Genomic DNA, 25,946 nt, shown 5'->3' with positions numbered 1-25,946 from the left:
AAATTTATAAACAAAATAAAGATAAAATGGTGTTTACTGTAAGTCATGGGTATTGCTGAAAGTTTCTTAATAGAATAAAAGTTCTTTGCTGATATTGGTAAACTGAAAATTATAGAACCTAAAAATATGTAGTTATAATATAAAATGCCTTAAAATATTGTATTGCAATAGTTATAATACAAAAATAACAATATAAATATAAAAAAGACTTAATTTTAAAAATATTAGATTGGCTATGTTAAAAAAGAAATGTTATTTTAAATTTAAAAGATAGAAAAAGAAAGATGGGGAAATAACTGCCTATGATGAATTTACAGGATACAATGCAACATATAAGCATACTTATGGTATTTATGGAAGGAGTGCTATCCTTCCTTTCGCCATGTGTGCTCCCATTATTGCCGGTGTACATGGGATATTTAATTGGAAGTGATGTTAACAACAAACAAATAAGAAAAAAACGTTTCGTAATATTTTTTACACTGAGTTTTATATTTGGTATATTTACCGCCATTTTATTGATGAATATATCAATCACATTGATCAGTTCATTTTTCAGAGATCATATGTCCGTATTCATAAAAGTAGGAGGCATACTTATTATTGTATTAGGATTATTTCAATTGGGATTTTTCAAATCTAATTTTTTGGGGAAAACAAGAAGACTCCCGTTTACTTTAAAGAAAGAAATGAACTTACTACTTGCGTTTTTGATGGGGTTTACTTTTAGTTTTGCATGGACACCGTGTATAGGACCAGCTCTTTCCAGTATTCTACTTTTGGCGAATAGCTCACAAAATCTTTGGATGAGTAATTTTCTAATGGTCATATATGCTCTTGGATTAACAATACCTTTCCTACTTATTGGTATCTTTACAGATAGTATATTAAATTGGCTGTCCAATCATAAGAGTATTATGAACTATACAGTAAAATTAGGAGCAATCATATTAATATTTTTTGGTGTATCAATGGTAAGCGGTAAAATGAACTTTATCAGTAATTACATGACACAAAGCAGTAATAATGCTATGATTAAAGATAAGAATGAAGATAAAAAAGAAGATGGTGGAGAGAATAAAGATGAGAAAAATAGTGAACAGGAGAAAGCATTATTGCAGCAGTTAGGCAGTTATGAATTAAAAGATCAACATGATAAGATTATCAAACTTGAGGATTACAAAGGTAAAGTTGTCTTTCTGAATTTTTGGGCGACATGGTGCCCGCCTTGCCGTGGTGAGCTGCCAAATATTCAAAAACTTTATGAGAAATATAGAAGTGATAAGCATGTGGCAATTCTGACAATTGTTTATCCAGGTGGGCAAGAAAAGGGTAAATCTGATTTAAAAGAATTCATTTCGGATAATGCTCTGACAGTACCTGTTTTATTTGATGATGGATTTATTTATTCAACATTTGGTATTGGTAGTATGCCGACTACTTTTATGCTAGACAAAGAAGGGAAACCTTATGGATATATCGAAGGTGCTTTGACAATGGAAATGATGGAGAATATGATTTTAAAAACGTTAAATGCTAATTAGTATAAGAAAGTTATAGGGAAAAGGTGATGACATGAAAAAACAATATGATTTAAAATGTAATATAGCACAAACACTGAACTTAATTGGAGATAAATGGACTTTATTGATTTTACATGCAGTAAAAGAAGGGTGTCATACATTCAAAGATATACAAAAACATTTAGTCGGTATCCCTACAAATCTTTTATCGGAGAGACTAAAAGGGTTATGTGAAGATGATTTACTTACATGTGAATTATATTCAACACATCCTCCTAGATATCAATATTTGTTAACAGAGAAATCTAGTGATTTAGATGATATTTATAATGCTATATTATTATGGGGAGATAAGCATCTGAATAAAAGTTATAAATGTTTAAAACATAAAAGCTGTGGCTCTAACATACATATTGCTTATGTATGTGATGAATGTGATGAGATTTTGAGTAAAGAGGATATCATCATCAATGATTTAGATGATGTTATTGACGAAATTTAATATATGGTAAGGATCATCATTATTTAACAGTAAGTGAAAAGTTTATCTGTATATAGAATAGTAAGCCAAGGTTGACGATATGAATGGAAAATACTTTGGCTTTTTTGATAGAATCATGATGATTCTCTATTTTATAATTAGTTTTTAGAAAGTGGCGGAAATAATAATTGAAATATGTTATCATATTACAAGAGGTGTATAAGATGGAATTAATCTTAATCATAGCTAGTGAAGAATATTCAGATAATATTACATCATTACTTGTTAAGCATGGTTATTCTGCTACTGAAATTGGTTGCAATGGAGAGTTTTTACAATATGGTGATATTGTTTTATTACTTGGCGTGGAAAAAGGTGAAGCTGACAATGTTATCGCGATATTAGAAAATGAAGGAGGCAGGCATCCGGGAATGTCTGAGCCGTTTAGAGGTCAAGTAAAAATATATGTTATAGCTTCAACTTATTTTAAAAAAATCAATCCTTAGGCAATATAAAAAGGCTTTAAAATGGGAAGATTATGCATTATAAAAGTGTGTTGAAAAAAATATAAAAAAGTTTTAAAAAATTGTTGACAGAAAAATAAACAGATGGTATTATATTAAGGCGCTGATGGAAAGGACTCAGGAAATCAGTGATTGCATAAATTATGTGGAGGCTTAGCTCAGTTGGGAGAGCGTCTGCCTTACAAGCAGAGGGTCAGGGGTTCAAGTCCCTTAGCCTCCACCATAAATGTGCCGACTTAGCTCAATTGGTAGAGCAACTGACTTGTAATCAGTAGGTTGTGGGTTCAATTCCTATAGTCGGCACCATTCTTAATAAATAGAGCTGGGGGGGTAGCGAAGAGGCTAAACGCGGCTGACTGTAACTCAGTTCCTTATGGTTCGGCGGTTCGAATCCGTCCCCCCCCACCATCTCTTATTGGGGTATAGCCAAGCGGTAAGGCACCAGACTTTGACTCTGGCATTCCACTGGTTCGAGTCCAGTTACCCCAGCCATTTTAAAAAATCAACATTATAAATGACCCGTTAGCTCAGTTGGTAGAGCATCTGACTTTTAATCAGAGGGTCGGGCGTTCGAATCGCCCACGGGTCACCATTTAAATGTTGCGGGTGTAGTTCAATGGTAGAACTTCAGCCTTCCAAGCTGACTACGTGAGTTCGATTCTCATCACCCGCTCCATATAGTTCAATAAAGCAATCATACACTGATTGCTTTTTTTGATGTGATGAGAATCACTATTCATGTTAGCTTGAGAATGACAATGGAGTTCATAGTAAAGAAAGGAAGGCTGAATGTCACTAAATAGTCTAAAGTGTTGGTGACCTTGGCGATATCGAAAAAGTCAGATGCTTCTTGATAGTGCCTCGGCTGGGGTAATAATAACGTGTTTCGCTTGGCTATTGCGCTCTTAAGAACGCTAAGATGGCCAAGTCCTAGGACTTGGGCTCTATTTAATAAGAATATGGTGGAGAAACGTGTACATAGACCCTCTGCGGCACGAATTCATAATATAAATATAAAAGGGTGGAAATGTAAGAAATAGTATTATAAATTCAATGTTTTATTGAAATTAAAAAAAATTCACCAAAAATTACGATTTTCTATTTTAGAATCGTATATATAAGTGAAGGGAAATCTAGGTGAAATCAAATGTACATAACGATCAAACTATCATTAGATTTAAATGAACACTTAAAGCACTGCTTAACTTGGTATGAAACTATATATCATAAAGAGATAAAACGCATAGCCGATATTTTTATAAAAGAAAATCATAGTTACGAATATCTATATAAAAATATTAGTAATCATATCTCTTTTCATAGCAAACACTTAGTACTCGATTTTGCTAAAAAAGAATACGAATATCGTTGTGGATGTAAAAATAGCCGAAAGATCCGCTGCTCTAGCTGTTGGAGCAACTCCTCCTATCGCCTAAACGGTGATCTCCTGCAGCTAGAGTTAGGTCTTCTTGAACATAAAAGATTCATTGATCTTCCTATGTATCATAATGAACAACCTTTAATGCAGTTAGCTAGGGGTAAAATGATGAATTTAGAATTAATGCATATTCAAGAAAACTGGTATGCCTTTATAAATGTAGATATTCCCATCATTTTTTCAACAAGTCGTAAAACAATAGGTATTGATATAGGAATGAAAGTACCCGCAGTTGCTGCTCTTGATAATCAGCATTATCGTTTTTTTGGAAATGGTAGGCAACGCCAATTTTATCTACGTAAATATAAACGTCATATACAAGAAATGCAACGAAGAAAGCAGTTTAAGAAATTGCGCCAATTCCGGCATAAACTACATAATGTCTTGGCTGATCAAGATCATAAGATTTCAAAAGACATAATTTCTTATGCTTTGGAAAATGATGTAGGAATGATATATCTAGAAAAATTAACCTCTATCCATGATCGCTTTAATGTCAGGCAAGTCTCTAATGCCTATTTATGGTCTTATCAAAGACTTCAACAATTTATTACATATAAAGCTCAACTCGCCGGTATTGAAGTTAGATATGTAAATCCATATAATACATCAAAAAAATGTCCTAAATGCGGGCGAATAAATAAACCAAAAGATCGAACCTATCAATGTAAGTGCGGATATCATGGACATCGTGATGTTGTTGCAGCTATTAACATCCTCCATGCACTTTGATTCTTCTGAATCGGCCTGTAGTATCTCATAGATACCGCTACAGGACGGGTGAAGGCACATCCATATCCAAAGGCATAGCCAATGGAAAAAAAGCCATGTGGTTCGAACCCTATATGGTACGTGCTGAGCATGGCTTTTTCTCGGCACGTACACATTTGAGAATAGACATAAAGAATGAACTCCATAATAATCGTGAGGTGAAAAGTATGGAAGATAAATTATTAGAAGAATTAAATCAACTATTGAAAGGAACACATATGGGTGCATCCATATTTGAAGATTTGCGTGAAAAAATCAAAAGTGAAACATTGCATAAAGAATTTGATGAAATTTTACTCATGCTACACATTCATGAAAAATCTTTAACAGGATTAATATTAGCCCATGGAGGCGAACCTATTGACTCAGCAGGAATTATGGGTACAATCACAGATGTCATATCACATATTAAAAATTTAACGGTTGATAGTGATAAAGAAGTATTGAAAGTGGCTGTTCATAATATGGAAATGGGAGCAAAAGCATTGCATGATTTTGACGCACGAAATTTCATTTTGGATGATGAAACAGAAAAGACGATTGCCATTATGAAAGATGATTATGCTTCTATATATCATAAATTAGATAGATACCGTATTGAATTTGAAGAGTAATACTTGGCTTTCTTGCTTGTTTCATTGTATAATTCTTCTAAGAAAGGAAATTATGTAAATAACATTTATAAGTCATTTACAATATAAAAGAAGGATAGATATGAAAGTACAAGAAAGATTTTTAAAATATGTCACTTTTGACACTCAATCTGATGAGAACTCACAAACAACACCAAGTTCTTTAAAACAATTAAAGTTGGCAAAATACTTAGTAGATGAGTTGAAAAATATTGGTGTTACAAATGCATATGTAGATGAATTTGGTATTGTATATGGAAGTTTACTTGCCAATTGCGAGGCTAATTGTCCTAAAATAGGATTTATAGCTCATATGGATACTTCACCTGATATGAGTGGTGAAAATGTAAAACCAAGAATAATTGAAAATTATGATGGCTCTGATATCATTTTGAATGAAAAATTAAATATTCATATGGGGCCAAATGATTTTGAAAGCCTAAATCGTAATATTGGTGAGAACCTAATTGTTACTGATGGAACAACCTTACTAGGCGCTGATGATAAAGCCGGTATAGCCGAAATAATGACTATGCTAGAAACAATTATTCAAAAAAACTTACCGCATGGTGATATAAAAATAGCATTTACCCCTGATGAAGAAGTAGGCAGAGGTACAGATCACTTTAATGTGAAAGCATTTGATGCGGATTTCGCCTATACAGTAGATGGCGGCGAAGTTGAGTTTATTGATTATGAGAACTTTAATGCAGCTAGTGCAGTATTGGATATACAAGGATTAAGCATTCATCCAGGTTCCGCTAAAGGCAAGATGATAAATGCTCTTTTAGTTGGAATGGAATTTCATTCCATGTTGCCTGTTGAACAAAACCCAGCATATACAGAAGGTTATGAAGGATTTAATCATTTAACTGATATGCATGGAGAATGTGAACACGCGCATATGTCTTATATTATTCGTAATCATGATGAAACATTATTTGAACAACAAAAAGAAGACTTTAAGCGCATAGCTGATTACTTAAATAAAAAGTATCCTGAAAATACGATTACATTACAGATAACGGATAGTTATGCAAATATGCGTCAAATCATCGAACAAAATATGAATATTATTGAGTTGGTAAAAAAATCTATGGAAGAAATAGGTTTACAGCCTGCTTCCGCAGCTATTCGTGGTGGTACTGATGGAGCACGCCTGACATATGAAGGTCTCCCTTGTCCTAACTTAGGAACCGGTGGTTATAACTATCACGGTAAATATGAATATGTTTCCATAAATGAAATGGAGAAAAGCGTCGCATTGCTTTTGAAAATAGTTGAAAATAGTTTGAAATTATAAAATTAATCATTAGTATTATAAATAGAAAAGACGGTAAGGATATTCTATTAGTACTAACATCTGACTACTAAAAGAAAGGAAATCTATCTTTAATGTGATGATTATAGGATGATTTAATAAATCTCCTAATATCCTATATCACAGTGAGGTATTTAGATTTCCTTTTTAAATTAAACACAGACAATAACTTGCAAAGGTTTATTAAGTTCAATACATTCTTTTTTTCTAACTGCCGCTTTAAGTGGAAGTAAATAAGTATCCTGCTTTGTATCAAACCAAATAGCAGTTTGCCATTGTGTATTACCAATTATTGCTGTTACTTTTAATCGACCCCAACCTTCTTCTAAACATTTAAAAATATTTCTTATATCTATAGATATTTCTTTTGGAAGAGAAACAAAAACATTCCTTCTGTCGCAGAATAATGATATGGCTTTGCTGAAAATTCAAACTTCATTCCTTTGTTCTTCATTTTACACCTCCTGCAAATTCTATTTTGCCGCCAATACTTCAAACTCTAGTGTACCCCGCTCAGTACCATTAACTATAAGCGTAATTGAATGGATTCCAGGGTAATGTTTCCTTGTACTTGTATCCGCAAAGGAATGTGTTTTTGTGTAATACCTCTTTTCCTTTTCCTTGAAAACAAGCTCGGATATTTGGAATATTTTACGGTTCTGCCTACCGTTTGCTTTAACATAATCAATTCCATATTCCAGCCGTGCCTTAGTTTTCTTTTCAGCCTCAAGCTCGAAGGAAAAAGTCAAAATACCCCCTGCAGGAACAGATACAGTTTCTAGTGAAAAAGCATTAACTCTGACACAGCCAGCATCTGATAATCCCAAAATACGAAGCACTTCGCTATTGCCCTTTTTAAGAAGTGTCCTGCACCCGTGTTTGATAATCCAATCTGTATTCATGTCTTTACCATACCAATCCTTAGCAACCTTCACCACTAAATCAGGATGTGTTTTTGATATATCATTCAGGTTATTGGCTACACTTTTACGAACATACAGTGAAGGGTCTGCTTTTAGCAACTCTAAAATACGGAGAATCGGAGATGGATCTTTTTGGAAGTTCGGCAAGCTTTGTCCCCAAGGCAGTCTGGGGCGACAACCTTCGCTGGCAAGCCTACGGACATGCTCATTATTATCTTTAGCCCATGATGCCATCTGCGCCATCATACGTTCTTCATCGTTAATAATAAACGCTCTTACTGCAAATTCAGCTGATGCGTATGGAGTATATCTTGCTAAAGCTGACATAGAGATGTCCCAGTTTTCTTTATCCTGTCCGTAAAGCTCAACAAAAGTTGGGAAAAAGGAAACAAAACCATCTGAGCAGGTATCATAATTCATTATCACTTTATCAATAATGTGAATGGCTGTTTTATAGTCGTCTGGTAAATACTTCCCTAAATTTACACTAATTTGCATGACCCTCTGTTTCAATTCTAAACTATCCCACATTTCGTCCATCGTGGATTTTAAAAACGTATCTACCGGAAACTCATCATAAACCGTTTGAATCTGTGATGCGAGCTTGTATAGTGATTCATAATTAAATCTGTCCTTAAATAATTCCGCCATATTATTCCTCCTTCGAATACAGAGTTCCCATATCTTAAAACCTTTGATAATGCTGATAGATGCAGTGTTTTAGGGGACAATCAAATTTTTAGTTGGTTTTTCTAATATGTAATTACAGTATAAATTACTTTATGTGGATTGTTGTGGCGTGTAATAAGATAAAGATAACCATTATGGTTATTCCAACTCAGTTTCATCTACTATTAAGCCTAATAGTTTTACTAGCTGTAGCGCTTGATCTGTGCTTACGATGGCGCCTTTTAATAAATCTTGTGTTACACCAATACCATCAATTTCGCTTGTCGCAAAATTCATGCCATCAAGACTAGTATTATAAAATTCACTATCTACTAAACTGCAATGTTCAAATAACGTTTTTTTAAATCCACATTGAATGAAGCTAGAACTACCTATATCACATTTTTTATATATCGTCTGTTTATAACGACTTCCACTGAAATTCGCATAATGCAGATTGCATTCAATATATTGTATATTATGTAACACACAATCAATGAATTGTGTTCCCATTGCGCGACATGTTTTGAAAATAGTGCGATGTATGGCACCATCACTAAAAACAACATTGTTAAATTCACAATTTTCAAAAATGACATCAATCATGTCAATGTTAAGAAAATTACAGTCTTCAAAACATACATTTTCAAATACTATGCCATCCAAATGCAGACATGGCAATTCTGGTTCAGTAATTAGACAATTTTTAAAACTTAGTCCTTGTAGATAGGGCTCCTCTTCCACCATTTTGTGGAATTCTGTCTGTTCTTCTAAATATGAGGGTATTCTTGGTTTCTCAATTTTCATTTAAACCTCCAAGTTATTTGTGTATAACGGTTAAATTTATTAAGTAAATTCTAATGGATTCATTATAACACCCATGTTATGAAAGTCTATATACTTTTTGATCATGGTGCAAAATTTTATCATGAAAAGAATAATCTTGTATAGTTTTTACTTTAATCCTTACTCATTGACAACATATAGTGAAAAAGAGTCTTTCACGTTAATTATAAACCTAAAAAATGTAGAAAGGTCCTTTTACATCTATTCCTTATAAAATATGATGAAGTAGCGTTATGATAAAAGTGAATCTTTTTAAAAACTATAGTCATCTTTTTTATGATTATATCTTGACGATTATCAAAGCCAATTTTTTGTTTTTTTTCAAAAATCTGCTCCTTTCAGAAATAAACTAAACTTGCCAATCATTGGTATTTCGTCTTATAATGATATCATGTATTTTATATACATGGATTGATTCTATATTTTGCTTTTATATTATCATTTTAAGAGAGCATGAATCGTATTTTATATCTGATTACTCCATCTAAACCTACATATTCAGTCAAAATACATGATATTCAAAATACATGTTAATTCAAAACGCATATTCGTTTAAAACACATGATATTTAAAACACATATTCATTCAAAGCATATGATATTCAAGATACATATTCATTCAAAGCACTTATGCGTAAAATTGACAAGTTATAGAACACTAACCAAAACCAAATAAAGGAAGGACATTAAAATGGAACAAATGATTATCACACCAATTGCAAAATCCCTTAATATCAGTGAAAAACAAGTGGTAAACACCTTAGATCTACTAGAGCAGGGAAATACGGTCCCTTTCATCGCCCGTTATCGAAAAGAAGTCACAAATGGTCTAGATGAAGAACAAATCCGCGTCATTCAGGAAAATTATGCATATCAGCTAAACCTAAAAAAACGTAAGGAAGACGTGGCACGTCTTATTGAACAACAAGGAAAATTAACAGAAGAAATAAAAAAACAAATTGAAGCATGCGAAAAGCTGTCACAAGTAGAAGACATATATCGACCATATCAACAAAAACGCAAAACCCGTGCAACAGATGCACAGGCAAAAGGTCTTGCTCCACTTGCTGAATGGTTATTAAAACTACTGCCAAACGTAAATGTCGCACAAGAAGCAGCAAATTATATAAAAGAAGATGTACCAACTATTCAAGATGCTTTGCAAGGGGCAAAAGATATTATTGCCGAAAAAGCTAGTGATGATGCTGAAATCCGCAAACGCATCAGAAACAGTATGGAACATTATGGACGCCTAGTGACAAAAGAGAAAAAGAAACATGAAGATACAAAAAAAGTGTATAAAATGTATTACGATTACAATGAACGTATTTCCACCCTAGCGAGTCATCGTATCATGGCAATCGATCGTGCAGAAAAAGAAAAGGTCATCCAAGTCTCCATAGATTTTGATGAAGATTATCAACTGAATTGGGCTATCCAGAGATTCACCAAAAAACGCCAATGTCCAGCGGTTCCTTATATTGAAGAAGCTGTGCAGGATGGATTAAAACGCCTTGCATTTCCAAGCGTAGAACGAGAAATTCGCAATGAACTGAGTGAAAGAGCACACGAACAATCAATCGAAGTATTCTCTATGAATTTAGAAAAACTATTGTTGCAACCACCAATGAAACAAAAAATGGTATTAGGCTTTGACCCAGCTTTTCGTACAGGATGTAAACTTGCGGTAATAGACGAAACCGGAAAGCTATTGAAAATCAGTGTCATCTACCCCCATCAGCCAAATGCCAGGACAAAAGAAGCCGAAAGTATCATGCTGAATTTGCTAAAAACATATCCTATAAAAATCATCGCAATTGGCAATGGTACAGCCAGTCGCGAGAGCGAAGCTTTTGTTGCAAAGTTGATACGTGATTATCACCTTGCGGTGTCTTACACCATCGTCAGTGAGGCAGGAGCATCCGTATACTCTGCCAGTAAGCTCGCCCGTGAAGAATTTCCGGATCTTCAAGTAGAACAGCGTTCAGCTATATCAATCGCTCGAAGAGTTATTGATCCACTTGCAGAATTGATTAAAATAGATCCACAATCTATCGGTGTTGGTCAATATCAACACGACCTGCCAACGAAACGATTAAAAGAACGTTTGGATTTTGTCGTTACAAAAGCAGTGAACCGTGTAGGAGTAAATGTGAATACTGCCAGCAGTGAATTATTGAAAAATATATCTGGTTTAAGTGCAGCCACCGCGAAATCAATTGTGACCTATCGTGAAGACCATGGTGAAATAAGAAACCGCATCGAGTTAAAGCAAATTCCAAAGGTCGGAGCAAAATCATTTGAACAGGCGGCTGGTTTCCTGCGCATTGAAGACGGTGATGAACCTTTAGATCGAACATCTATTCATCCTGAAAGCTATGCTTTGGCGAAAAAAATTCTTGCCCAATTTGCTTTAACACCTTCTATGATGGGAAGCGAGGAAGCAAGAGCTTCTTTGGAAAAAGTGACATCTTCAGCCTTAGCAAAAGAATTAGGCGCTGATGTATATACGATTGAAGATATCTTAGATGCCATACGTTCTCCATTGCGTGATTATCGTGAACGCTATGATGCGCCAATTTTACGAAGTGATGTATTGGAGCTGGAAGATCTGCATATCGGAGATGAATTGGAAGGTGTTGTTCGTAATGTTGTGGACTTCGGTGCTTTTGTAGATATCGGTTTGCATGAAGACGGCTTAGTACATATTTCAAAAATGCGCCGTCAGCGAGTGCAACATCCTAGTGAAGTTGTGGCTGTAGGAGATGTTGTCAAAGTCTGGGTATACAATATTGATCAAGAAAAACAAAAAGTACAACTTAGTCTGTTACCATTGCAAAAATAAAGCTGTGGTTGATGAAGAGGGTACTGGTTAGTCAATGATGATAAAAATAGTATCAGGTAGTAATGGAAGTACTTTATAATGAAGATATGGATGTGTTTTCTAAGCAAATGACGTGCTGGTCTTTTCACCCGCAGGATCATTTCGATTAAAAAACACATCCTTTTCTTAAAGATGCGACGTTAAGAACATCATCTATTCATCTTTATTTAATATGGATAAGTAGAACCACTTTCATAAAGAATGATGTGCGTTATCCTTTACAACCTAACGGAATTAATTTTATTATGATCTTTTTTTATATCTGATCAACATTTTTTTATCATTTGCAATGCAAATCACGATCAGCTAAAAAGTGAAGAAAACCAAGCTTTCTTTGACAGTTTAAATTTAAAATTTCATCATTTCTAAACATGTGACATGTAGTATCCATATAACTAAATATTGACGATATCGCTTTGTAATAAAGGCAAGCGAAAGTTTTACACAAAACGTAATTTCCTTATGAAAAATAAAGATTTTATAGTATAATAAACGTGGTAATTATAAGGAGGACTAAGGAATGTCAGAAATCGACGTATTAAAGGGACATGCGACGAATATCCGAAAGAATATCGTAAAAATGGTGACAGAAGCAAAATCTGGTCATCCGGGTGGAAGTTTATCCTCTGTGGAAATTGCGACGGCTATTTATTTCACACAGATGAATATTGATGAGAACAATCTGACGAGCAATCAGCGTGATCGTTTTGTGTTATCAAAAGGACATGCATCACCGCTGTTGTATGCTGTATTAGCAGAAAAAGGATTTCTTGAAGAAACAGAATTAGCAACCTTCCGTAAGCTGAATTCTCGTTTACAGGGACATCCTAGCATGCGTAAGTTGCCTGGGGTAGATATGTCAACCGGCTCTTTAGGGCAAGGTATTTCAACGGCTGTAGGAATGGCGTTATCGAACAAGTATCATGAACTGCCTTATCGTGTATACACATTGTTAGGCGATGGTGAATGTCAAGAAGGTGAAGTATGGGAAGCAGCTATGGCAGCTGCTCATTACAAGCTGGATAACCTTTTGGCATTTGTAGATAACAATGGATTGCAAATTGATGGCAAGATTAGTGATGTCATGAATCCTTCACCAATTGATGAAAAATTTAAAGCCTTTGGCTGGAATGTCATTACGCTGGAAGATGGTAATGATCTTGCATCTGTAATTGAGGCATGTGAAGAGGCGAAAACCGTTAAGGGCAAACCTACGGTAGTTGTCGCGAAAACGGTGAAAGGAAAAGGTGTTTCCTTCATGGAAAATCAGGCAGGTTGGCATGGTGTTGCCCCTAGTGCGCAACAGTGTCAGGATGCACTCAAAGAATTGGAGGGAAATAAATAATGAAAGTAGCTACACGTGAAGCTTATGGGAAAACTTTAGCGGCATTAGCAAAAGAAAATAAAAATATCATCGTGTTAGATGCTGATTTGTCTGGTTCAACAAAGACAAAAGAAGTCAAAGCAGTAGCACCTGAACAGCATTATAATATGGGAATAGCAGAAGGCAATATGATGGCTGTTGCGGCAGGTCTGGCAGCAAGTGGTAATATCGTCTTCGCATCTAGCTTCGCCATGTTTGCGACTGGTAGAGCTTTTGAACAAATTCGTAATTCTATCGGTTATCCACATCTGAATGTGAAAGTCTGTGCATCACATGCCGGTCTGACGGTTGGTGAAGATGGTGCCAGTCATCAAAGCATTGAAGATATCTCCCTAATGCGAGGCATTCCTGGTATGACTGTCATTTGTCCGGCAGATGCAGTGGAAACGGATAAAGTTATCCGTGCTGTGGCGGAAATTGATGGACCTTGCTACGTTCGTCTGGGCAGAAGTGCAGTGGAAACGGTATATTCAGAAGATATGGCGTTTGAAGTTGGAAAAGGAAATGTCCTACGTCAAGGGAAAAAGGTCGCAATCATAGCTTGTGGCATTATGGTCGAAGCAGCATTACAGGCTTATGATGAGCTAAAGGAAAAAGGCTATGAACCAACTGTAGTGGATATGCATACGATCAAACCAATTGATAAAGATTTATTGGTAGAACTGGCGAAGAGCCATGATTTATTCGTTACTTGTGAAGAGCATAGTGTCATCGGCGGCTTGGGCAGTACAGTTGCTGAAACATTGAGCCAGTATGCTCCAACAAAAATTAAGATGGTTGGCGTTCAGGATACTTTCGGAGAAAGTGGTACACCTGCTGGCTTGTTGGAAAAATATGGCTTAACTAGTAAGGATATTGTTAAAGCAGTTATTGAAGAATAATACATATCGATAAAGAGAAGAGGGAGAGCCTTTCCTTCTTCTTTTTTCATACAAGTAGCTTTTGTGATATTTGATAGAAATCTTTTGTGATTTAAAGAATAAGTAACTAGCCAGTATGGCAAGTAATGTACAATTTCATGCAAGATCATAAGCATTCATTAGCTTTTCCATTCATAAGTTACAGTTAGCTTTTAGGTTCATAAGCATCTGTTAACTTTTATATTCATAAGCATTTTTTCCATTCATAAGCATCTGTAAACTTTCACGTTTATAAGCGTGTATAAAAGAAAAAGAGACAGAAATTAAAGATTGTGGCTTACAATTTTCTTACATTTCTTTTAGATAAGGAATTTATGTGAAGGATTTGTTATAATACAAGCATGGAGGGATACTATGCAAACAAGAATATTGGTACTGGATGATGAAAAAGAAATCGCTGACCTTGTCACCCTGTATCTGAAAAATGAGGGATATCAGGTCCACGAATTTTATGACAGCGAAGATGCATTGCGTTTTATAAAGGATAATCCCGTTGACTTGGCAATGTTGGATATCATGATGCCAAAGATTAACGGCTTTGAGATATGCAAGATCATACGTGAAAAATATACATTCCCGGTTATCATGTTAACGGCTAAAATTGAGGATATGGATAAGATTCAGGGATTGTCATTAGGAGCGGATGATTACATAACCAAACCGTTTAATCCGCTGGAGATGGTAGCACGAGTAAAGGCACAATTGCGTCGTTATAAGAAATATAATACAACAAAGGATAATGTAAATGTGATTGATTTTAAAGGACTTATCATCGATAATGATTCTCATCAATGCACACTTTATGATAAAGTTTTAAATCTGACACCGATTGAATTTTCGATTTTGTGGTATTTATGTAAGAATCGTGGCAGAGTCGTTCCTAGTGAAGAATTGTTTGAAGCTGTGTGGAAAGAAAAATATTTTGATTCCAATAACACGGTGATGGTACATATTCGCCGCTTGCGAGAGAAGATGATGGAACCGCCTCGTAATCCGAAATTTATTAAAACGGTTTGGGGCGTAGGGTATAAAATTGAAGAATAATTGGTATCAGCAGCTGCGGAAACAATTGACTCTGCGGTTTCTGCTGTTGACGCTTATCGTATCTGCAGTTTTATTACTCTTTATTGCCATGATCGGCAGTAAAGCTGGGTTAGAAGCCAGTAAAGGAACTTTAAGCAATGGGGATTTTTATTATTACTATTTACAGCATTCATGGGAGATTAATACCTTGTTATTCACCATTGGGTTTATCGCTTTATTGTTATTTTTTATTGTATCTTTCTTTCACAGCATGGATGCCTTACTACTCTGTCTACAAGGAAAACCTTTGCGTAAGCAGCCTTTATTTTTCAAAATGTTTCCACAATTTCTGGAGGCTCAAAAGAAAGTCGAAAATTTGCTTGCCAAACGCAGTGTGAGTGAAGAAGTGTCTGCACAAAAGAAAGAGCATAAGAATGAATTATTAATGTATCTGGCACATGATCTGAAAACCCCCTTAACATCAATGATTGGTTATATCAATCACATTTTGGATCATCATTTGAATGAAGAACAGGAAGCATCTTCTTTAGCCATTGCACATAGTAAAGCAAACCGTTTAAATGAATTGATTGATGAGTTTTCTGAAGTTTTACGTTATGATGATAAGGTGTCACAACTGAATGTTACACATATTGATTTGACTATGATGTTAAAGCAGCAATTGGTAGGTTTTTATCCTTTATTAGAAGGAAAAGGTCTTAAATTAAAGGAAGAAATCCCACAAGATATGTTGATTGATGGTGATTATGATAAACTACAGCGTGTATTTGATAATCTGATGCGTAATGCTATCAATTACGCAAAACCGGATACGACCATTTATATTACGGTCACAAAACAAGAGCAGGGCATTCAACTATTATATCGCAATAAAGCTGAGGATATGAAGGAAGAAGCCGTTGCACATTTGTTTGATAAATTTTATCGTGCACAGAGTGCCCGCAGTTCCAGCAGTGGTGGTGCCGGCTTAGGTTTAGCAATTGCGCGAGAAATTATGCAGCTGCATCATGGGGATATTCATGCAGAATTAGATGGCGATGAGATTTCCTTTTATCTGCATCTACCTTATACGTTAGGGGCATCGATATGAAAGAGCGATATTTGAAAAACTTAGAACGCCGCTTGGTGCTGAAATATACCTTTATTGTATTGGCATTGAGCCTAGGTGGAGCTACGATCTTGTATATTTTTGATAATGTATTAAATGGCATTGTCATTGATTTTTTAAAAGTACTTTTGATAGATGGTGACCCATTTTCAACCTTTAAGAAGATTTTTGCTATTGTTTTACCTGCCATTATTGCCATTACTGGTTTTATGCTTGTTTATTTTCTATGCCGAGAGCTGTCAAACTATCTTCGCGTGTTAATGGAAGGTATGGATGATGTTTTGGAAAAGCAACGCGAAAAGTTAAATTTTCCTAAAGAGTTGCAGCCTACCCAAAAACTAATCTTATCCATTGCGGAGGATTATCAGCGCAATGAGAAAGCAGCTTTAGAGGATGAAGAAAAGAAGAAGGATTTGATTTATTTATTAGCACAGGATATAAAATTGCCTTTATCAAATATTTTAATGTATTTAGAACTGTTAGAAAAGGAACAAAGAATATCGCCACAATTACGTAAGGAGTTTATGGCAAGTGTTCTTTATAAATCCATGGATCTGGAAGAGATGATCAATGAGTTCTTTGATATCACTCGATTCAATCTGCGTTATGCGAAATGGACACCGGAGCATATGTATTTGGATCGCATGGTGGAGCAGGTGTTGGATGAATATTATCAAATGTTGGAAGAAAAGAGTATGAAAGTGGATGTGCAGTATGAACATCAGCTGCCCTTATATGCGGATAATGACAAGATTGCCAGAGTTCTGCGTGATTTATTACGGAATATGATTGCATTAGGGGATGCCAATAGTACCATTGTTATACAGCTTATGGAGCATAGTGCGCATTATACGATTGTGATGAAAGGCAGTGTTCCTCATTTGTCCGCATATCAGATTGCTCATATTTTCCATAACTATTATCGCTTAGAGGATTTGCATGGAAGTGGTAAGCAGCATGTATTGGGTTTAGGTATTGCAAAACAGATTGTTGATATGCATAAAGGCATCCTTAGGGCAAGTTCTTTGCAGGATACCTTGCAGTTTTATATTGATTTGCCCAAAGAAACTTTGGAGAAAGAAGTAGCGCATGCATAAGCTGAAAGGATGCTGGTGGCTTATGCATGAAGTGAATAGTACAGAAAGGAAAGAAAGCGTATGCGTTGTGAAGTAAATGAGCAATTTCCGATAGCCATTGAAGAGGAAGGAACGGTTATGGACTATGTCGATCACGAATTTGTCTTTGTGATCAAGGATGAAACATGGACGGATTTCGAGTTGAAGGCATTAAAGAAACAGCCTTTGGAAATAGCGTTTGTATATAAATATGATATCGCCATCTTCTTATTAACATTGGAGGATGCGATTGATACGAGTGATTTCGTATTTAATGTGCATGATAACGATTATGATGAAACATTGTTTACACATTTTGCTACAGGCAGTGGTTATACCTGCACGTTATATTTACTTGATGGTAAGAATATAGTGAAAGGTAGAAAAATCGTGCAACTATCAAATGCGATGTCCCTTAAGATTGCGGACTGTTTAAAGCAGCAGAAGGATGTCCCTTATCGCGAAGAAGAATTTATTTGTAATCTAGAAGGGTTGCAGGCGGCTTGGGAACCTTTTGAGTTACAGCCAATGGCAATTGCAAATGAGACGTTTAAATAGGTATATTCTTTTAAAATGTATGCGGTGTAAATACACATGTATACATTTTTTAGATTTATAGTTGTGCTTTTTTTCACTATACAGTATAATTTAAGATAAGATTTAAGAGGAGGCAAAAAGATGAGAGCGGTAGTAAGTGTAATTGGTAAAGATATGGTAGGCATTCTGGCGAAAGTCAGTGTAGAATGCGAAAAGGCGAATATGAATGTGCTGGAAGTTTCACAGACATTGCTGCAAGATATGTTTGCGATGATCATGCTGATTGATATTACAAAAGGTAATACATCCTTGAGTGATTTTGCACAGCATATGGAAGAGGTAGGAAAAAAAGAAGGTTTAATTATCCACGTCATGCATGAGGATATTTTTAATTCCATGCATAAAATTTAGAAGGAGAATTGTCTATGATAAATGTACATGATATTCTGGAAACCATAAAGATGATCGATGAAGAATACTTAGATGTTCGTACGATTACCATGGGTATATCTTTATTAGATTGCTGCGACAGTGATATCGATCGTTCTTGTGAGAAGATATACAATAAGATTACGCGGTTGGCAAAAGACCTGGTCAAAACAGGAGAAGATATTTCTCGTGAATATGGTATCCCTATTATTAATAAGCGAATTTCGGTTACACCGATTGCCATGTTGGTAGCTGCTAGTGGCGGTGATCCTGTAAAATATGCATTGACATTGGAAAAGTGTGCGCAAGCAGTAGGGGTTAACTTTATTGGTGGTTATTCCGCATTAGTGCAGAAAGGATGTGCAGCCGGCGATCGCGAATTAATGGAATCCATCCCGCGGGCATTAGCACAGACGGAGCATGTGTGTGCATCTGTTAATGTTGGCAGCACAAAGGCAGGCATTAATATGAATGCAGTAGAGCTTATGGGTCGTATGGTGAAGGAAGCGGCTGAACTGACAAAAGATAACAATTGTATTGGAGCAGCAAAGCTTGTTGTATTCTGTAATGCGCCTGAGGATAATCCTTTTATGGCCGGTGCTTTCCATGGTGTTGGAGAACCGGATTGTGTCATAAATGTAGGTGTATCTGGTCCGGGTGTGGTAAGGGCTGCGTTAGCGAAAGCTCCTAAGGATGCGCCGATGAATGAGATTGCGGATATCATCAAAAAGACAGCCTTTAAGATCACACGTATGGGTCAATTGGTTGGCTCCTTGGCAAGTGAGCGCTTAGGTGTACCATTTGGTATCGTGGATCTTTCTTTAGCACCGACACCGGCTGTCGGTGATAGCGTAGCATATATCTTAGAGGAAATGGGCTTACAGACTTGTGGGGCATATGGTACGACAGCTTGTCTGGCAATGCTGAATGATGCGGTAAAAAAAGGCGGTGTCATGGCAAGTAGCACGGTTGGCGGTCTCAGTGGAGCATTTATCCCGGTCAGTGAGGATGCCGGTATGATTGCAGCGACACGTGCCGGTGTTTTATGCCTGGAAAAATTAGAAGCTATGACAGCGGTATGTTCCGTAGGTTTAGATATGATTGTAATTCCTGGTGAAACAACTGCTGAGGTAATTAGTGGTATCATTGCGGATGAAGCTGCAATTGGAATGGTGAATTCTAAGACAACAGCAGTTCGTGTGATTCCGGCAGTTGGTAAACAAGCAGGTGATGAACTGGAATTTGGCGGTTTGTTAGGAAGTGGCCCTATCATGAAAATTAATCAGAGTGATAATTCTGTCATGATTCATCGAATGGGAAGAATACCAGCTCCTTTACAGAGCTTGAAGAATTAAATGATACAAAAGTCTAAAAACTATAGGAAGATAGCTTTTAGACTTTTTCTGTTCAGTATGATTGTATGAAAGATACAAGAAGTTATCTGTATTCCATATAGAATCATCCTAGGGAAGTGTTGCGTGTAATTACAAGGCGACTTGCAAAAATCGTAATTCTATAAGGATGGTTAACGCTATTAGATATTCCTTTACATTACGATATAACACGAAAGGGGAAACGGATATGAATGAAAGTATAATAGAAATAAAACATCGCTTATCAAAAATAGAAGGTTTAAAAGACTATCAAAGAGAATTGGAACAGCGCTATGAAGAAATCAGCCAGAAACTGGAAGTGGCAATGCATATCGCAGAAAAAGAACAACAGGATGTTGAAAAACTCCAGCATGCCTCTTTAGCCAGCTTAGCAGCCTGGTTTGCGAAAGATAAGGAAGAGCGCTTAGTCAAAGAAGAACAGGAAGCTGTTAAAGCAGCTATCCTAGTCAGTCGACTACAGCAAGACCTAGAAATCACCAATGCCGAATTAGTAAAGTGCGAAGAAGAAATTGCTCAAGAAGATGCTTTACGCGGCGCTTTGGAAGAAATGCAAAAACAGGAAGCTTTGCAAGGGGAACATGGCAAAGAGGCAGCAGAGCTATACAGCCAATTGGAACAGGAACAATTATTGGATAAAGAACTGCAAGAGGCTATTGCGGCAAGCTATGTTGTTACGGATAAGTTACGTTTCGCTGTATCTGAAATGAGCAGTGCATCTGATTGGGGCATGATGGATATTGCCGGAGGCGGTATGATGACATCCATGATCAAGCATTCGCATGTAAAAGAAGCATCGAAAAAAATTGCCCAACTGCAACAAGATTTGTTACGTTTACAAAAGGAAGTTAAGGATGTGCATAGCATTGATATCGCGCCAATGGAAATAGAGAGCTGGCTAAGTACAGCAGATATCTTCTTTGATAATTTCATCTTTGATTTTATGGCGTATTCGAGAATTAATAAAAGCCATGAACAACTGAAAGCAGGACTTGAAAATATCATTGCTTTACAAGATCAGCTATTGGATGAAAAGTGTCAGTGTTTAGAACGACAAAATGCATTACATACAAAAATACAAAGGCTTTTTGATGAAATGGAACAGGATGAGTAGACCTGTTCTTCTTTTTTTACTATTTTTACATGCTTTCCAATCAAATCATGCTATATTTTCCAAATTTTGTGATAAAATAAAAAAGCGCGATATAAAGGAGCGATGAAGATGTTGGAATTAAAGCATGTATCCTTTGAAGTAGAAGGAAAACATATACTAAATGATATTACGATGACAATTGCGGATAATCAATTTACAGTCATCACCGGACCAAATGGCGGAGGGAAGTCTACCCTTGCCAAGATCATCATGGGAATCGAGAAGCCAACAAGTGGACAGATCTTATTTGATGGCGAAGATATCACCGAACTAAGTGTTGATGAGCGAGCAAAACGTAAAATCGGTTATGCTTTTCAACAGCCCCCACGTTTTAAAGGCATGAGTGTGCGGCATTTGTTATCACTTGCTCATGGCAAGGATCTGGATGAAGATGTCTGCTGCAGCTATTTAAGTGATGTCGGCTTGTGTTCGAAGGATTACTTAGACCGTGATGTGGATGCTTCCTTATCCGGAGGAGAAGTGAAACGTATTGAAATTGCGACAATCTTAGCCAGAGATTTAAAACTGTCCATCTTTGATGAGCCGGAGGCAGGTATCGACTTATGGAGTTTTGCGAAGCTGGTGGAAACTTTCCAGCATTTACAGGCACAATCTAAACAGTCCATCATCCTGATTTCGCATCAGGAAAGGATCATGCAGCTGGCGGATGAAATCATTATCATTGAGAATGGTCGCATGAAAACAAGAGGAACACGCGAGGCTATTTTGCCATCTTTGATGAATGAATTTGAGCCTTGCGGATTGAAAAAGTAGGTGAGCATATGGAAAACATGGAAAAAGACTTGTTACAGACAATTGCCGATATACGTGGCTTTATGCCGGGAAGTGCATTTAGTCTGCGAAAGAATGGTGAAGGCATTGAACGCCATTCTACTGAGCATGTCAGAATTAATGCCAAATTGGATAAACCGGGCATTGATATCATTGTCGATGCCAACACGGTAGGGGAAAGTCTACATATTCCGGTTATCTTAACCGACAGCGGTATTAAGGATGTTGTATACAATGATTTTTACATAGGTGAAAATGCAGATGTGGAGATTATTGCCGGCTGTGGTATTCATAACGATGGCTGTGATACATCTCAGCATGATGGCATTCATACCTTTCATATCGCAAAAAACGCAAAGGTGCGCTATGTTGAAAAGCATTATGGAGAAGGTAATGGCCGTGGTGGTCGTATCTTAAATCCGGTAACGATCATTCACATGGAAGATGGTGCTTATGCGCAGATGGATATGAGCCAGATCAAAGGTGTAGATTCTACGATGCGTAAAACCGAAGCGAACTTAGGTCCGCATGCCAAGTTGGTCATCAATGAAAAACTAATGACACATGGCAAGCAGACTGCGCATAGTGATGTAACCGTGAATTTGAATGGGGAAGACAGCGTTGTGCAAATCGTATCCCGTTCGGTGGGGAAGGATGACTCGATTCAGGTATTCCACCCTATTGCCATTGGAAACAATAAATCCCGTGCGCACATTCAATGTGATTCCATCATTATGGATCATGCAAAGATCAGCTCAATTCCGGAAATCGCAGCAAATCATGTGGATGCGGAAATTGTGCATGAGGCAGCTATTGGAAAGATCAATTCCGATCAGTTGGTGAAATTGCAGACATTTGGCTTAAGTGTAGAGGAAGCAGAAAAAGTTATCGTAGATGGATTCTTGAAATAGGATTCATCTTTTTTCATTGATGATATCGGTGGCACATGTATTTTTACCTAAGAAGCATCAGTATTAACAAAGGGCAAGCTTCATACCTACACGAAGGGTTACCTGCATATCTACACAAAGGGCTAGTTTCATACCTACACGAAGGGTTACCTGCATATCTACACAAAGGATACCTGCATCTTTAAAAGCGACTTGCTCAATGTAGGTGGTATCTAGTATAATAAAAGTCTTATAAAGGAGGAATAGGATGAAGAAATTCATTTGTTTATGTTTGGTATACTTGATATGTCTATTGCCAGTCCAGGCAAATACAAAACAAAAGGTTACCTTCAGTAAATGTACGGATGGCGATACAGCACATTTCATAGTCAAAGGGAAAGATACAACGATACGTTTTCTGGCTATAAATGCACCGGAATATACAAAGGAAAAAGAACCTTATGGAAAAGAAGCTAGTGCCTATGTGTGTGATGCCTTAACCAATGCCAAAACAATAGAATTAGAGTATGATGATGGCAGTGATGAAACAGATAAATATGGCAGAACCTTAGCCTGGGTGTATGCGGATGGGAAGCTTTTACAAAGAGAATTGGTGAAGCAAGGCTTAGCCGAAGTCAAATATATCTATGGGGATTATGCTTATACCGATGAATTAAAGAGTTTAGAAAAAGCAGCCAAAAAACAAAAGCTGAACATGTGGAGTGATGGCACATATGAAGAAGAAAAGACAGAATTACCATACTATTTAACAGCTGTTGGCGGTATCTTATTAATCTTTATTGGTGTTTTCTTTACGAAGGGGAAACGTCAGAAACAAAAACTGATTCGTCAGGGCATGAAACAATTAAAGAAGAAATAATGCTTCTTCTATAAGCAAGAGCCACCTGCATAAACCAAACTTAGGCAAGGAAAGGCTCTTTTTTCCTATGCTTGTAAGATAAAGCAACAACGCGTATAATGGAAACAGAATGGAGGGGTTTGATGCGTATCGCAATATGTGATGATGAGGCTGTGCAGCTGCAACTTATCGCAAACTATGTGGAAGAATATCAAAACATTTATCATCAACCTTTGACAATCGAATGCTATTCCAATGCGGATGCCCTTTTGTTTGCTTATCAGGAAGACTATGCCATCCCTATTCTATTATTAGATATCCAAATGAAAGGATTAAATGGCATGGAGCTGGCAAAACTCGTCAGAAAGTATTCCAAGGATACAATCATCATTTTTATTACCGGTGTCAGTGATTATGTTTATGATGGATTTAATGTACAGGCTTTAAATTATCTGATGAAGCCTATAAAAAAAGAACAGCTGTTCGCTTGTTTAGATAAGGCAATAGAGAAACTAAATACACAGCAGCCAACCATCGCTCTATGTTGTGATAAACAGTGGCTGCGCTTTCCTGTAAAAGATATCCTGTATGTAGAAAGTGATGGTCATTATTTGGATGTTTATACGAAAAAACAATGTTATCATGTGAAAAAAACAATGAAGGAAATGGAGGAAGCGTTACCAACATCCCTGTTTTTTCATTTATCACGCAGTTATCTGATTCAACTTGAGGCTATCGAAAAAATCAATACACAAACGCTATGGATGAGCAATGGACAATGCATACCGATTCCCAAAGGGAAATACCGTCTGCTGAGCAAGGCCTTTATTGCCCATCATTTTAAGGAGGCTATGTAAATGGAACTCTTGGCTATAGCATTTGCCTTATGCAGCATTTATCTGTTACAGTTACAACTTTTCCATTTTGATTCTGGAAAAACTAAACATATGGTATTGTGGCTGTTGATTTTATGTAGTTTTGGGATAGGGTATATGCTCCATGTTCAATTTGTTATTTGGTTAAGTGGGTTCTTTCTGCTGTATTGTTTTCTTTTCTTTTATTGTGATGCCACCTTGTATGATAAACTGCGATATGGTCTATTTAGCATACTTGCGTTTTTCATCGATTATCTTGTCATGGTATGGCTGTTGGCAGCGCCTGTTTGGATCATTGCTTTATCAATGGTTGCGATACAGTATGGTATCTTATTGTATTTACAGTTACATGTCACTTGGTTTATGCTGTTATTACATAGTGGAGTTAGCGTGCTGGTTTGTTATCTGGCGTTGCAACAGCCAAGTGCAGGCATTTTCTTGTTGCTATGGATAGGAATGGTGCAGTATTTGCATGGGCAATATGCAGCGAACTTTGAGAAAAATACCAGAGCATTTCAAGAAGATGTAATGGCGCATCATTATGCGGAAGTAAAAAGTGTTTATATGAATATGCGTGGCTGGCGGCATGATTATCATAATCATTTGCAATCTTTAAAAGCGTATTTGCAGTTAGGACAGTATGAAGAGGCAGATGCCTATTTGTTTGAGCTGGAAAAAGATCTCGATAGTGTTGATGCTTTGGTAAAAAGCGGTAATTTGATGGTTGATGCGATTCTCAATTCCAAGTTGACCATCGCAAAACAAAAGCAGATACATGTGCAGTGTAAAGCACATGTCGCAAAACATATTGCGATACGTGATATTGATTTATGTGTTATCATTGGCAATTTGTTAGATAATGCCATTGAAGCATGTGAGATGTTAGAGGAAAAGGAACGTTTTATCAGGATTTATATAGAGATTGTGAAGCAACAGCTGTATATGTCGTTTACGAATGCAGCTATGGAAGATCTGAATTTCAATCAAAAGAGCTATATCAGTGAAAAGCGTGGAAATCATGGGCATGGCATGAAGCGGGTAAAGTTAACGGTTGAACGTTATGATGGTTACTTAAACTTGCAGAATGAACCTGGTGTATTCGTTAGTGAAATCATGTTGCCGATTGTATCCTGTGATGAAGAAGCAGCAATCGAAGCTTGCACATAAAGCATAGCTTCACGATATGCACCTTTTGCAATGTTCTGATAGAAAGGGATAATATTCTCTTTTAAAGGCATATAGAAAACGACGTTTTATGAACGAAAAAAGGGATTTCGTGAATGAAATGTCTTTTTTACTATTGTTTTGTTATACTTTTCCATAGAAACATTTTAGAAGTCATACGATAGCTTAAGAACTGTCAAACAATGGAGAAATAGGAGGATTGTTTTGCGGTTAGGAATCGTTATGAAATCATGATTTCATGTATTGACTGTTG

General features: G+C 36.5%; 24 protein-coding genes and 6 tRNA genes. 27 read left to right on the top strand and 3 right to left on the bottom strand.

Annotated features, from left to right (window positions below; genetic code table 11):
* Window positions 1–302: 302 nt before the first annotated feature.
* The 12 genes from KJS44_RS11255 (at window position 303) to pepT (ending at window position 6,672) form a co-directional block, all read left to right on the top strand.
* Complete coding sequence (locus KJS44_RS11255; protein ID WP_008687231.1) at window positions 303–1,544, top strand: redoxin domain-containing protein; 1,242 nt, start codon at window positions 303–305, stop codon at window positions 1,542–1,544.
* A gap of 31 nt (window positions 1,545–1,575) precedes the next feature.
* Entirely contained in the window at window positions 1,576–2,025 is a 450-nt protein-coding gene (locus KJS44_RS11250) for a winged helix-turn-helix transcriptional regulator (RefSeq protein ID WP_008687233.1), read from the top strand.
* Between the two features lie 203 nt (window positions 2,026–2,228).
* Window positions 2,229–2,510 carry a cyclic-di-AMP receptor gene (locus tag KJS44_RS11245; RefSeq protein ID WP_008687235.1) on the top strand — a complete coding sequence of 94 codons (282 nt, stop codon included), beginning with the start codon at window positions 2,229–2,231 and terminating at the stop codon, window positions 2,508–2,510.
* A gap of 165 nt (window positions 2,511–2,675) precedes the next feature.
* Window positions 2,676–2,751 (top strand) — tRNA-Val (locus KJS44_RS11240).
* Between the two features lie 7 nt (window positions 2,752–2,758).
* Window positions 2,759–2,834 (top strand) — tRNA-Thr (locus tag KJS44_RS11235).
* Window positions 2,835–2,852: 18 nt separating this feature from the next.
* A tRNA-Tyr gene (locus tag KJS44_RS11230) sits at window positions 2,853–2,936 on the top strand.
* 8 nt (window positions 2,937–2,944) lie between these two features.
* Window positions 2,945–3,020: transfer RNA gene (locus KJS44_RS11225), tRNA-Gln, on the top strand.
* A 24-nt stretch (window positions 3,021–3,044) separates the two neighbouring features.
* Window positions 3,045–3,120 (top strand) — tRNA-Lys (locus KJS44_RS11220).
* A gap of 10 nt (window positions 3,121–3,130) precedes the next feature.
* Window positions 3,131–3,204, top strand: a tRNA-Gly gene (locus KJS44_RS11215).
* A gap of 471 nt (window positions 3,205–3,675) precedes the next feature.
* Window positions 3,676–4,698 carry an RNA-guided endonuclease InsQ/TnpB family protein gene (locus KJS44_RS11210; protein WP_008687236.1) on the top strand — a complete coding sequence of 341 codons (1,023 nt, stop codon included), beginning with the start codon at window positions 3,676–3,678 and terminating at the stop codon, window positions 4,696–4,698.
* 206 nt (window positions 4,699–4,904) lie between these two features.
* Window positions 4,905–5,351 carry a DUF2383 domain-containing protein gene (locus KJS44_RS11205; RefSeq protein WP_008979344.1) on the top strand — a complete coding sequence of 149 codons (447 nt, stop codon included), beginning with the start codon at window positions 4,905–4,907 and terminating at the stop codon, window positions 5,349–5,351.
* A 100-nt stretch (window positions 5,352–5,451) separates the two neighbouring features.
* Window positions 5,452–6,672 carry a peptidase T gene (pepT, locus tag KJS44_RS11200; RefSeq protein ID WP_008687238.1) on the top strand — a complete coding sequence of 407 codons (1,221 nt, stop codon included), beginning with the start codon at window positions 5,452–5,454 and terminating at the stop codon, window positions 6,670–6,672.
* Window positions 6,673–6,842: 170 nt separating this feature from the next.
* On the opposite strand, the gene KJS44_RS14780 is transcribed toward pepT, so the two are convergent.
* From KJS44_RS14780 to KJS44_RS11185, 3 genes are all read right to left on the bottom strand, one after another.
* Window positions 6,843–7,031: a DUF1905 domain-containing protein gene (locus KJS44_RS14780; RefSeq protein ID WP_372457593.1), complete on the bottom strand. Its 189-nt coding sequence runs from the start codon at window positions 7,029–7,031 to the stop codon at window positions 6,843–6,845.
* 132 nt (window positions 7,032–7,163) lie between these two features.
* Window positions 7,164–8,264 carry a DNA alkylation repair protein gene (locus KJS44_RS11190; RefSeq protein WP_008687240.1) on the bottom strand — a complete coding sequence of 367 codons (1,101 nt, stop codon included), beginning with the start codon at window positions 8,262–8,264 and terminating at the stop codon, window positions 7,164–7,166.
* 177 nt (window positions 8,265–8,441) lie between these two features.
* Window positions 8,442–9,089: a pentapeptide repeat-containing protein gene (locus tag KJS44_RS11185; RefSeq protein ID WP_008687271.1), complete on the bottom strand. Its 648-nt coding sequence runs from the start codon at window positions 9,087–9,089 to the stop codon at window positions 8,442–8,444.
* Between the two features lie 729 nt (window positions 9,090–9,818).
* On the opposite strand from KJS44_RS11185, the gene KJS44_RS11175 reads away from it, so the two are divergent.
* The 15 genes from KJS44_RS11175 to KJS44_RS11105 all read left to right on the top strand — a co-directional run bounded on the left by KJS44_RS11175 (window position 9,819) and on the right by KJS44_RS11105 (window position 25,675).
* Window positions 9,819–11,972, top strand: a complete 2,154-nt coding sequence (locus tag KJS44_RS11175) for a Tex family protein (protein ID WP_008687272.1) — start codon at window positions 9,819–9,821, stop codon at window positions 11,970–11,972.
* Window positions 11,973–12,531: 559 nt separating this feature from the next.
* Window positions 12,532–13,356: a transketolase gene (locus KJS44_RS11170; RefSeq protein WP_008687275.1), complete on the top strand. Its 825-nt coding sequence runs from the start codon at window positions 12,532–12,534 to the stop codon at window positions 13,354–13,356.
* Window positions 13,356–14,276, top strand: a complete 921-nt coding sequence (locus tag KJS44_RS11165) for a transketolase family protein (RefSeq protein WP_008687277.1) — start codon at window positions 13,356–13,358, stop codon at window positions 14,274–14,276. The genes KJS44_RS11170 and KJS44_RS11165 overlap by 1 nt, the downstream gene beginning before the upstream one ends.
* A 393-nt stretch (window positions 14,277–14,669) precedes the next feature.
* Entirely contained in the window at window positions 14,670–15,359 is a 690-nt protein-coding gene (gene vanR, locus KJS44_RS11160; RefSeq protein ID WP_008687279.1) for a VanR-ABDEGLN family response regulator transcription factor, read from the top strand.
* Window positions 15,349–16,449: a sensor histidine kinase gene (locus tag KJS44_RS11155; protein WP_008687280.1), complete on the top strand. Its 1,101-nt coding sequence runs from the start codon at window positions 15,349–15,351 to the stop codon at window positions 16,447–16,449. The genes vanR and KJS44_RS11155 overlap by 11 nt, the downstream gene beginning before the upstream one ends.
* Complete coding sequence (locus KJS44_RS11150) at window positions 16,446–17,564, top strand: sensor histidine kinase (protein ID WP_008687282.1); 1,119 nt, start codon at window positions 16,446–16,448, stop codon at window positions 17,562–17,564. The genes KJS44_RS11155 and KJS44_RS11150 overlap by 4 nt, the downstream gene beginning before the upstream one ends.
* A gap of 60 nt (window positions 17,565–17,624) precedes the next feature.
* A complete protein-coding gene (locus KJS44_RS11145) occupies window positions 17,625–18,140 on the top strand; it encodes a hypothetical protein (RefSeq protein WP_008687284.1) in 516 nt (171 codons plus the stop codon).
* 120 nt (window positions 18,141–18,260) lie between these two features.
* Entirely contained in the window at window positions 18,261–18,530 is a 270-nt protein-coding gene (locus KJS44_RS11140) for an ACT domain-containing protein (protein WP_008687286.1), read from the top strand.
* A gap of 14 nt (window positions 18,531–18,544) precedes the next feature.
* On the top strand, window positions 18,545–19,903 hold the full coding sequence (locus tag KJS44_RS11135) for a PFL family protein (RefSeq protein ID WP_008687288.1): 1,359 nt from the start codon (window positions 18,545–18,547) through the stop codon (window positions 19,901–19,903).
* A 226-nt stretch (window positions 19,904–20,129) separates the two neighbouring features.
* Window positions 20,130–21,053 carry a hypothetical protein gene (locus KJS44_RS11130; RefSeq protein ID WP_008687290.1) on the top strand — a complete coding sequence of 308 codons (924 nt, stop codon included), beginning with the start codon at window positions 20,130–20,132 and terminating at the stop codon, window positions 21,051–21,053.
* Window positions 21,054–21,161: 108 nt separating this feature from the next.
* On the top strand, window positions 21,162–21,866 hold the full coding sequence (locus tag KJS44_RS11125; RefSeq protein ID WP_008687291.1) for an ABC transporter ATP-binding protein: 705 nt from the start codon (window positions 21,162–21,164) through the stop codon (window positions 21,864–21,866).
* An 8-nt stretch (window positions 21,867–21,874) separates the two neighbouring features.
* Entirely contained in the window at window positions 21,875–22,795 is a 921-nt protein-coding gene (locus KJS44_RS11120; protein ID WP_008687292.1) for a SufB/SufD family protein, read from the top strand.
* A 247-nt stretch (window positions 22,796–23,042) separates the two neighbouring features.
* Entirely contained in the window at window positions 23,043–23,654 is a 612-nt protein-coding gene (locus tag KJS44_RS11115; RefSeq protein ID WP_008687293.1) for a thermonuclease family protein, read from the top strand.
* Between the two features lie 122 nt (window positions 23,655–23,776).
* Window positions 23,777–24,490 (top strand): LytR/AlgR family response regulator transcription factor, encoded by a 714-nt coding sequence (locus KJS44_RS11110; RefSeq protein ID WP_008687294.1) that lies wholly within the window; start codon window positions 23,777–23,779, stop codon window positions 24,488–24,490.
* Window positions 24,491–25,675, top strand: a complete 1,185-nt coding sequence (locus KJS44_RS11105) for a sensor histidine kinase (protein ID WP_008687295.1) — start codon at window positions 24,491–24,493, stop codon at window positions 25,673–25,675.
* Window positions 25,676–25,946 lie beyond the last annotated feature (271 nt).

Origin of the sequence: Longicatena caecimuris (assembly GCF_018406465.1) — a bacterium.
Taxonomy (GTDB): domain Bacteria; phylum Bacillota_I; class Bacilli_A; order Erysipelotrichales; family Erysipelotrichaceae; genus Longicatena; species Longicatena caecimuris.
Note: the sequence above shows the minus strand (reverse complement) of the source record. Positions and strands in the feature narration are given on the sequence as shown.

Bases quoted from the DNA above. Each gene is read 5' to 3' on its own strand.
- KJS44_RS11255 (WP_008687231.1), top strand. From the start codon at position 303: ATGATGAATTTACAGGATACAATGCAACATATAAGCATACTTATGGTA.
- KJS44_RS11250 (WP_008687233.1), top strand. From the start codon at position 1,576: ATGAAAAAACAATATGATTTAAAATGTAATATAGCACAAACACTGAAC.
- KJS44_RS11245 (WP_008687235.1), top strand. From the start codon at position 2,229: ATGGAATTAATCTTAATCATAGCTAGTGAAGAATATTCAGATAATATT.
- KJS44_RS11210 (WP_008687236.1), top strand. From the start codon at position 3,676: ATGTACATAACGATCAAACTATCATTAGATTTAAATGAACACTTAAAG.
- KJS44_RS11205 (WP_008979344.1), top strand. From the start codon at position 4,905: ATGGAAGATAAATTATTAGAAGAATTAAATCAACTATTGAAAGGAACA.
- pepT (WP_008687238.1), top strand. From the start codon at position 5,452: ATGAAAGTACAAGAAAGATTTTTAAAATATGTCACTTTTGACACTCAA.
- KJS44_RS11190 (WP_008687240.1), bottom strand. From the start codon at position 8,264: ATGGCGGAATTATTTAAGGACAGATTTAATTATGAATCACTATACAAG.
- KJS44_RS11185 (WP_008687271.1), bottom strand. From the start codon at position 9,089: ATGAAAATTGAGAAACCAAGAATACCCTCATATTTAGAAGAACAGACA.
- KJS44_RS11175 (WP_008687272.1), top strand. From the start codon at position 9,819: ATGGAACAAATGATTATCACACCAATTGCAAAATCCCTTAATATCAGT.
- KJS44_RS11170 (WP_008687275.1), top strand. From the start codon at position 12,532: ATGTCAGAAATCGACGTATTAAAGGGACATGCGACGAATATCCGAAAG.
- KJS44_RS11165 (WP_008687277.1), top strand. From the start codon at position 13,356: ATGAAAGTAGCTACACGTGAAGCTTATGGGAAAACTTTAGCGGCATTA.
- vanR (WP_008687279.1), top strand. From the start codon at position 14,670: ATGCAAACAAGAATATTGGTACTGGATGATGAAAAAGAAATCGCTGAC.
- KJS44_RS11150 (WP_008687282.1), top strand. From the start codon at position 16,446: ATGAAAGAGCGATATTTGAAAAACTTAGAACGCCGCTTGGTGCTGAAA.
- KJS44_RS11145 (WP_008687284.1), top strand. From the start codon at position 17,625: ATGCGTTGTGAAGTAAATGAGCAATTTCCGATAGCCATTGAAGAGGAA.
- KJS44_RS11140 (WP_008687286.1), top strand. From the start codon at position 18,261: ATGAGAGCGGTAGTAAGTGTAATTGGTAAAGATATGGTAGGCATTCTG.
- KJS44_RS11135 (WP_008687288.1), top strand. From the start codon at position 18,545: ATGATAAATGTACATGATATTCTGGAAACCATAAAGATGATCGATGAA.
- KJS44_RS11130 (WP_008687290.1), top strand. From the start codon at position 20,130: ATGAATGAAAGTATAATAGAAATAAAACATCGCTTATCAAAAATAGAA.
- KJS44_RS11125 (WP_008687291.1), top strand. From the start codon at position 21,162: ATGTTGGAATTAAAGCATGTATCCTTTGAAGTAGAAGGAAAACATATA.
- KJS44_RS11120 (WP_008687292.1), top strand. From the start codon at position 21,875: ATGGAAAACATGGAAAAAGACTTGTTACAGACAATTGCCGATATACGT.
- KJS44_RS11115 (WP_008687293.1), top strand. From the start codon at position 23,043: ATGAAGAAATTCATTTGTTTATGTTTGGTATACTTGATATGTCTATTG.
- KJS44_RS11110 (WP_008687294.1), top strand. From the start codon at position 23,777: ATGCGTATCGCAATATGTGATGATGAGGCTGTGCAGCTGCAACTTATC.
- KJS44_RS11105 (WP_008687295.1), top strand. From the start codon at position 24,491: ATGGAACTCTTGGCTATAGCATTTGCCTTATGCAGCATTTATCTGTTA.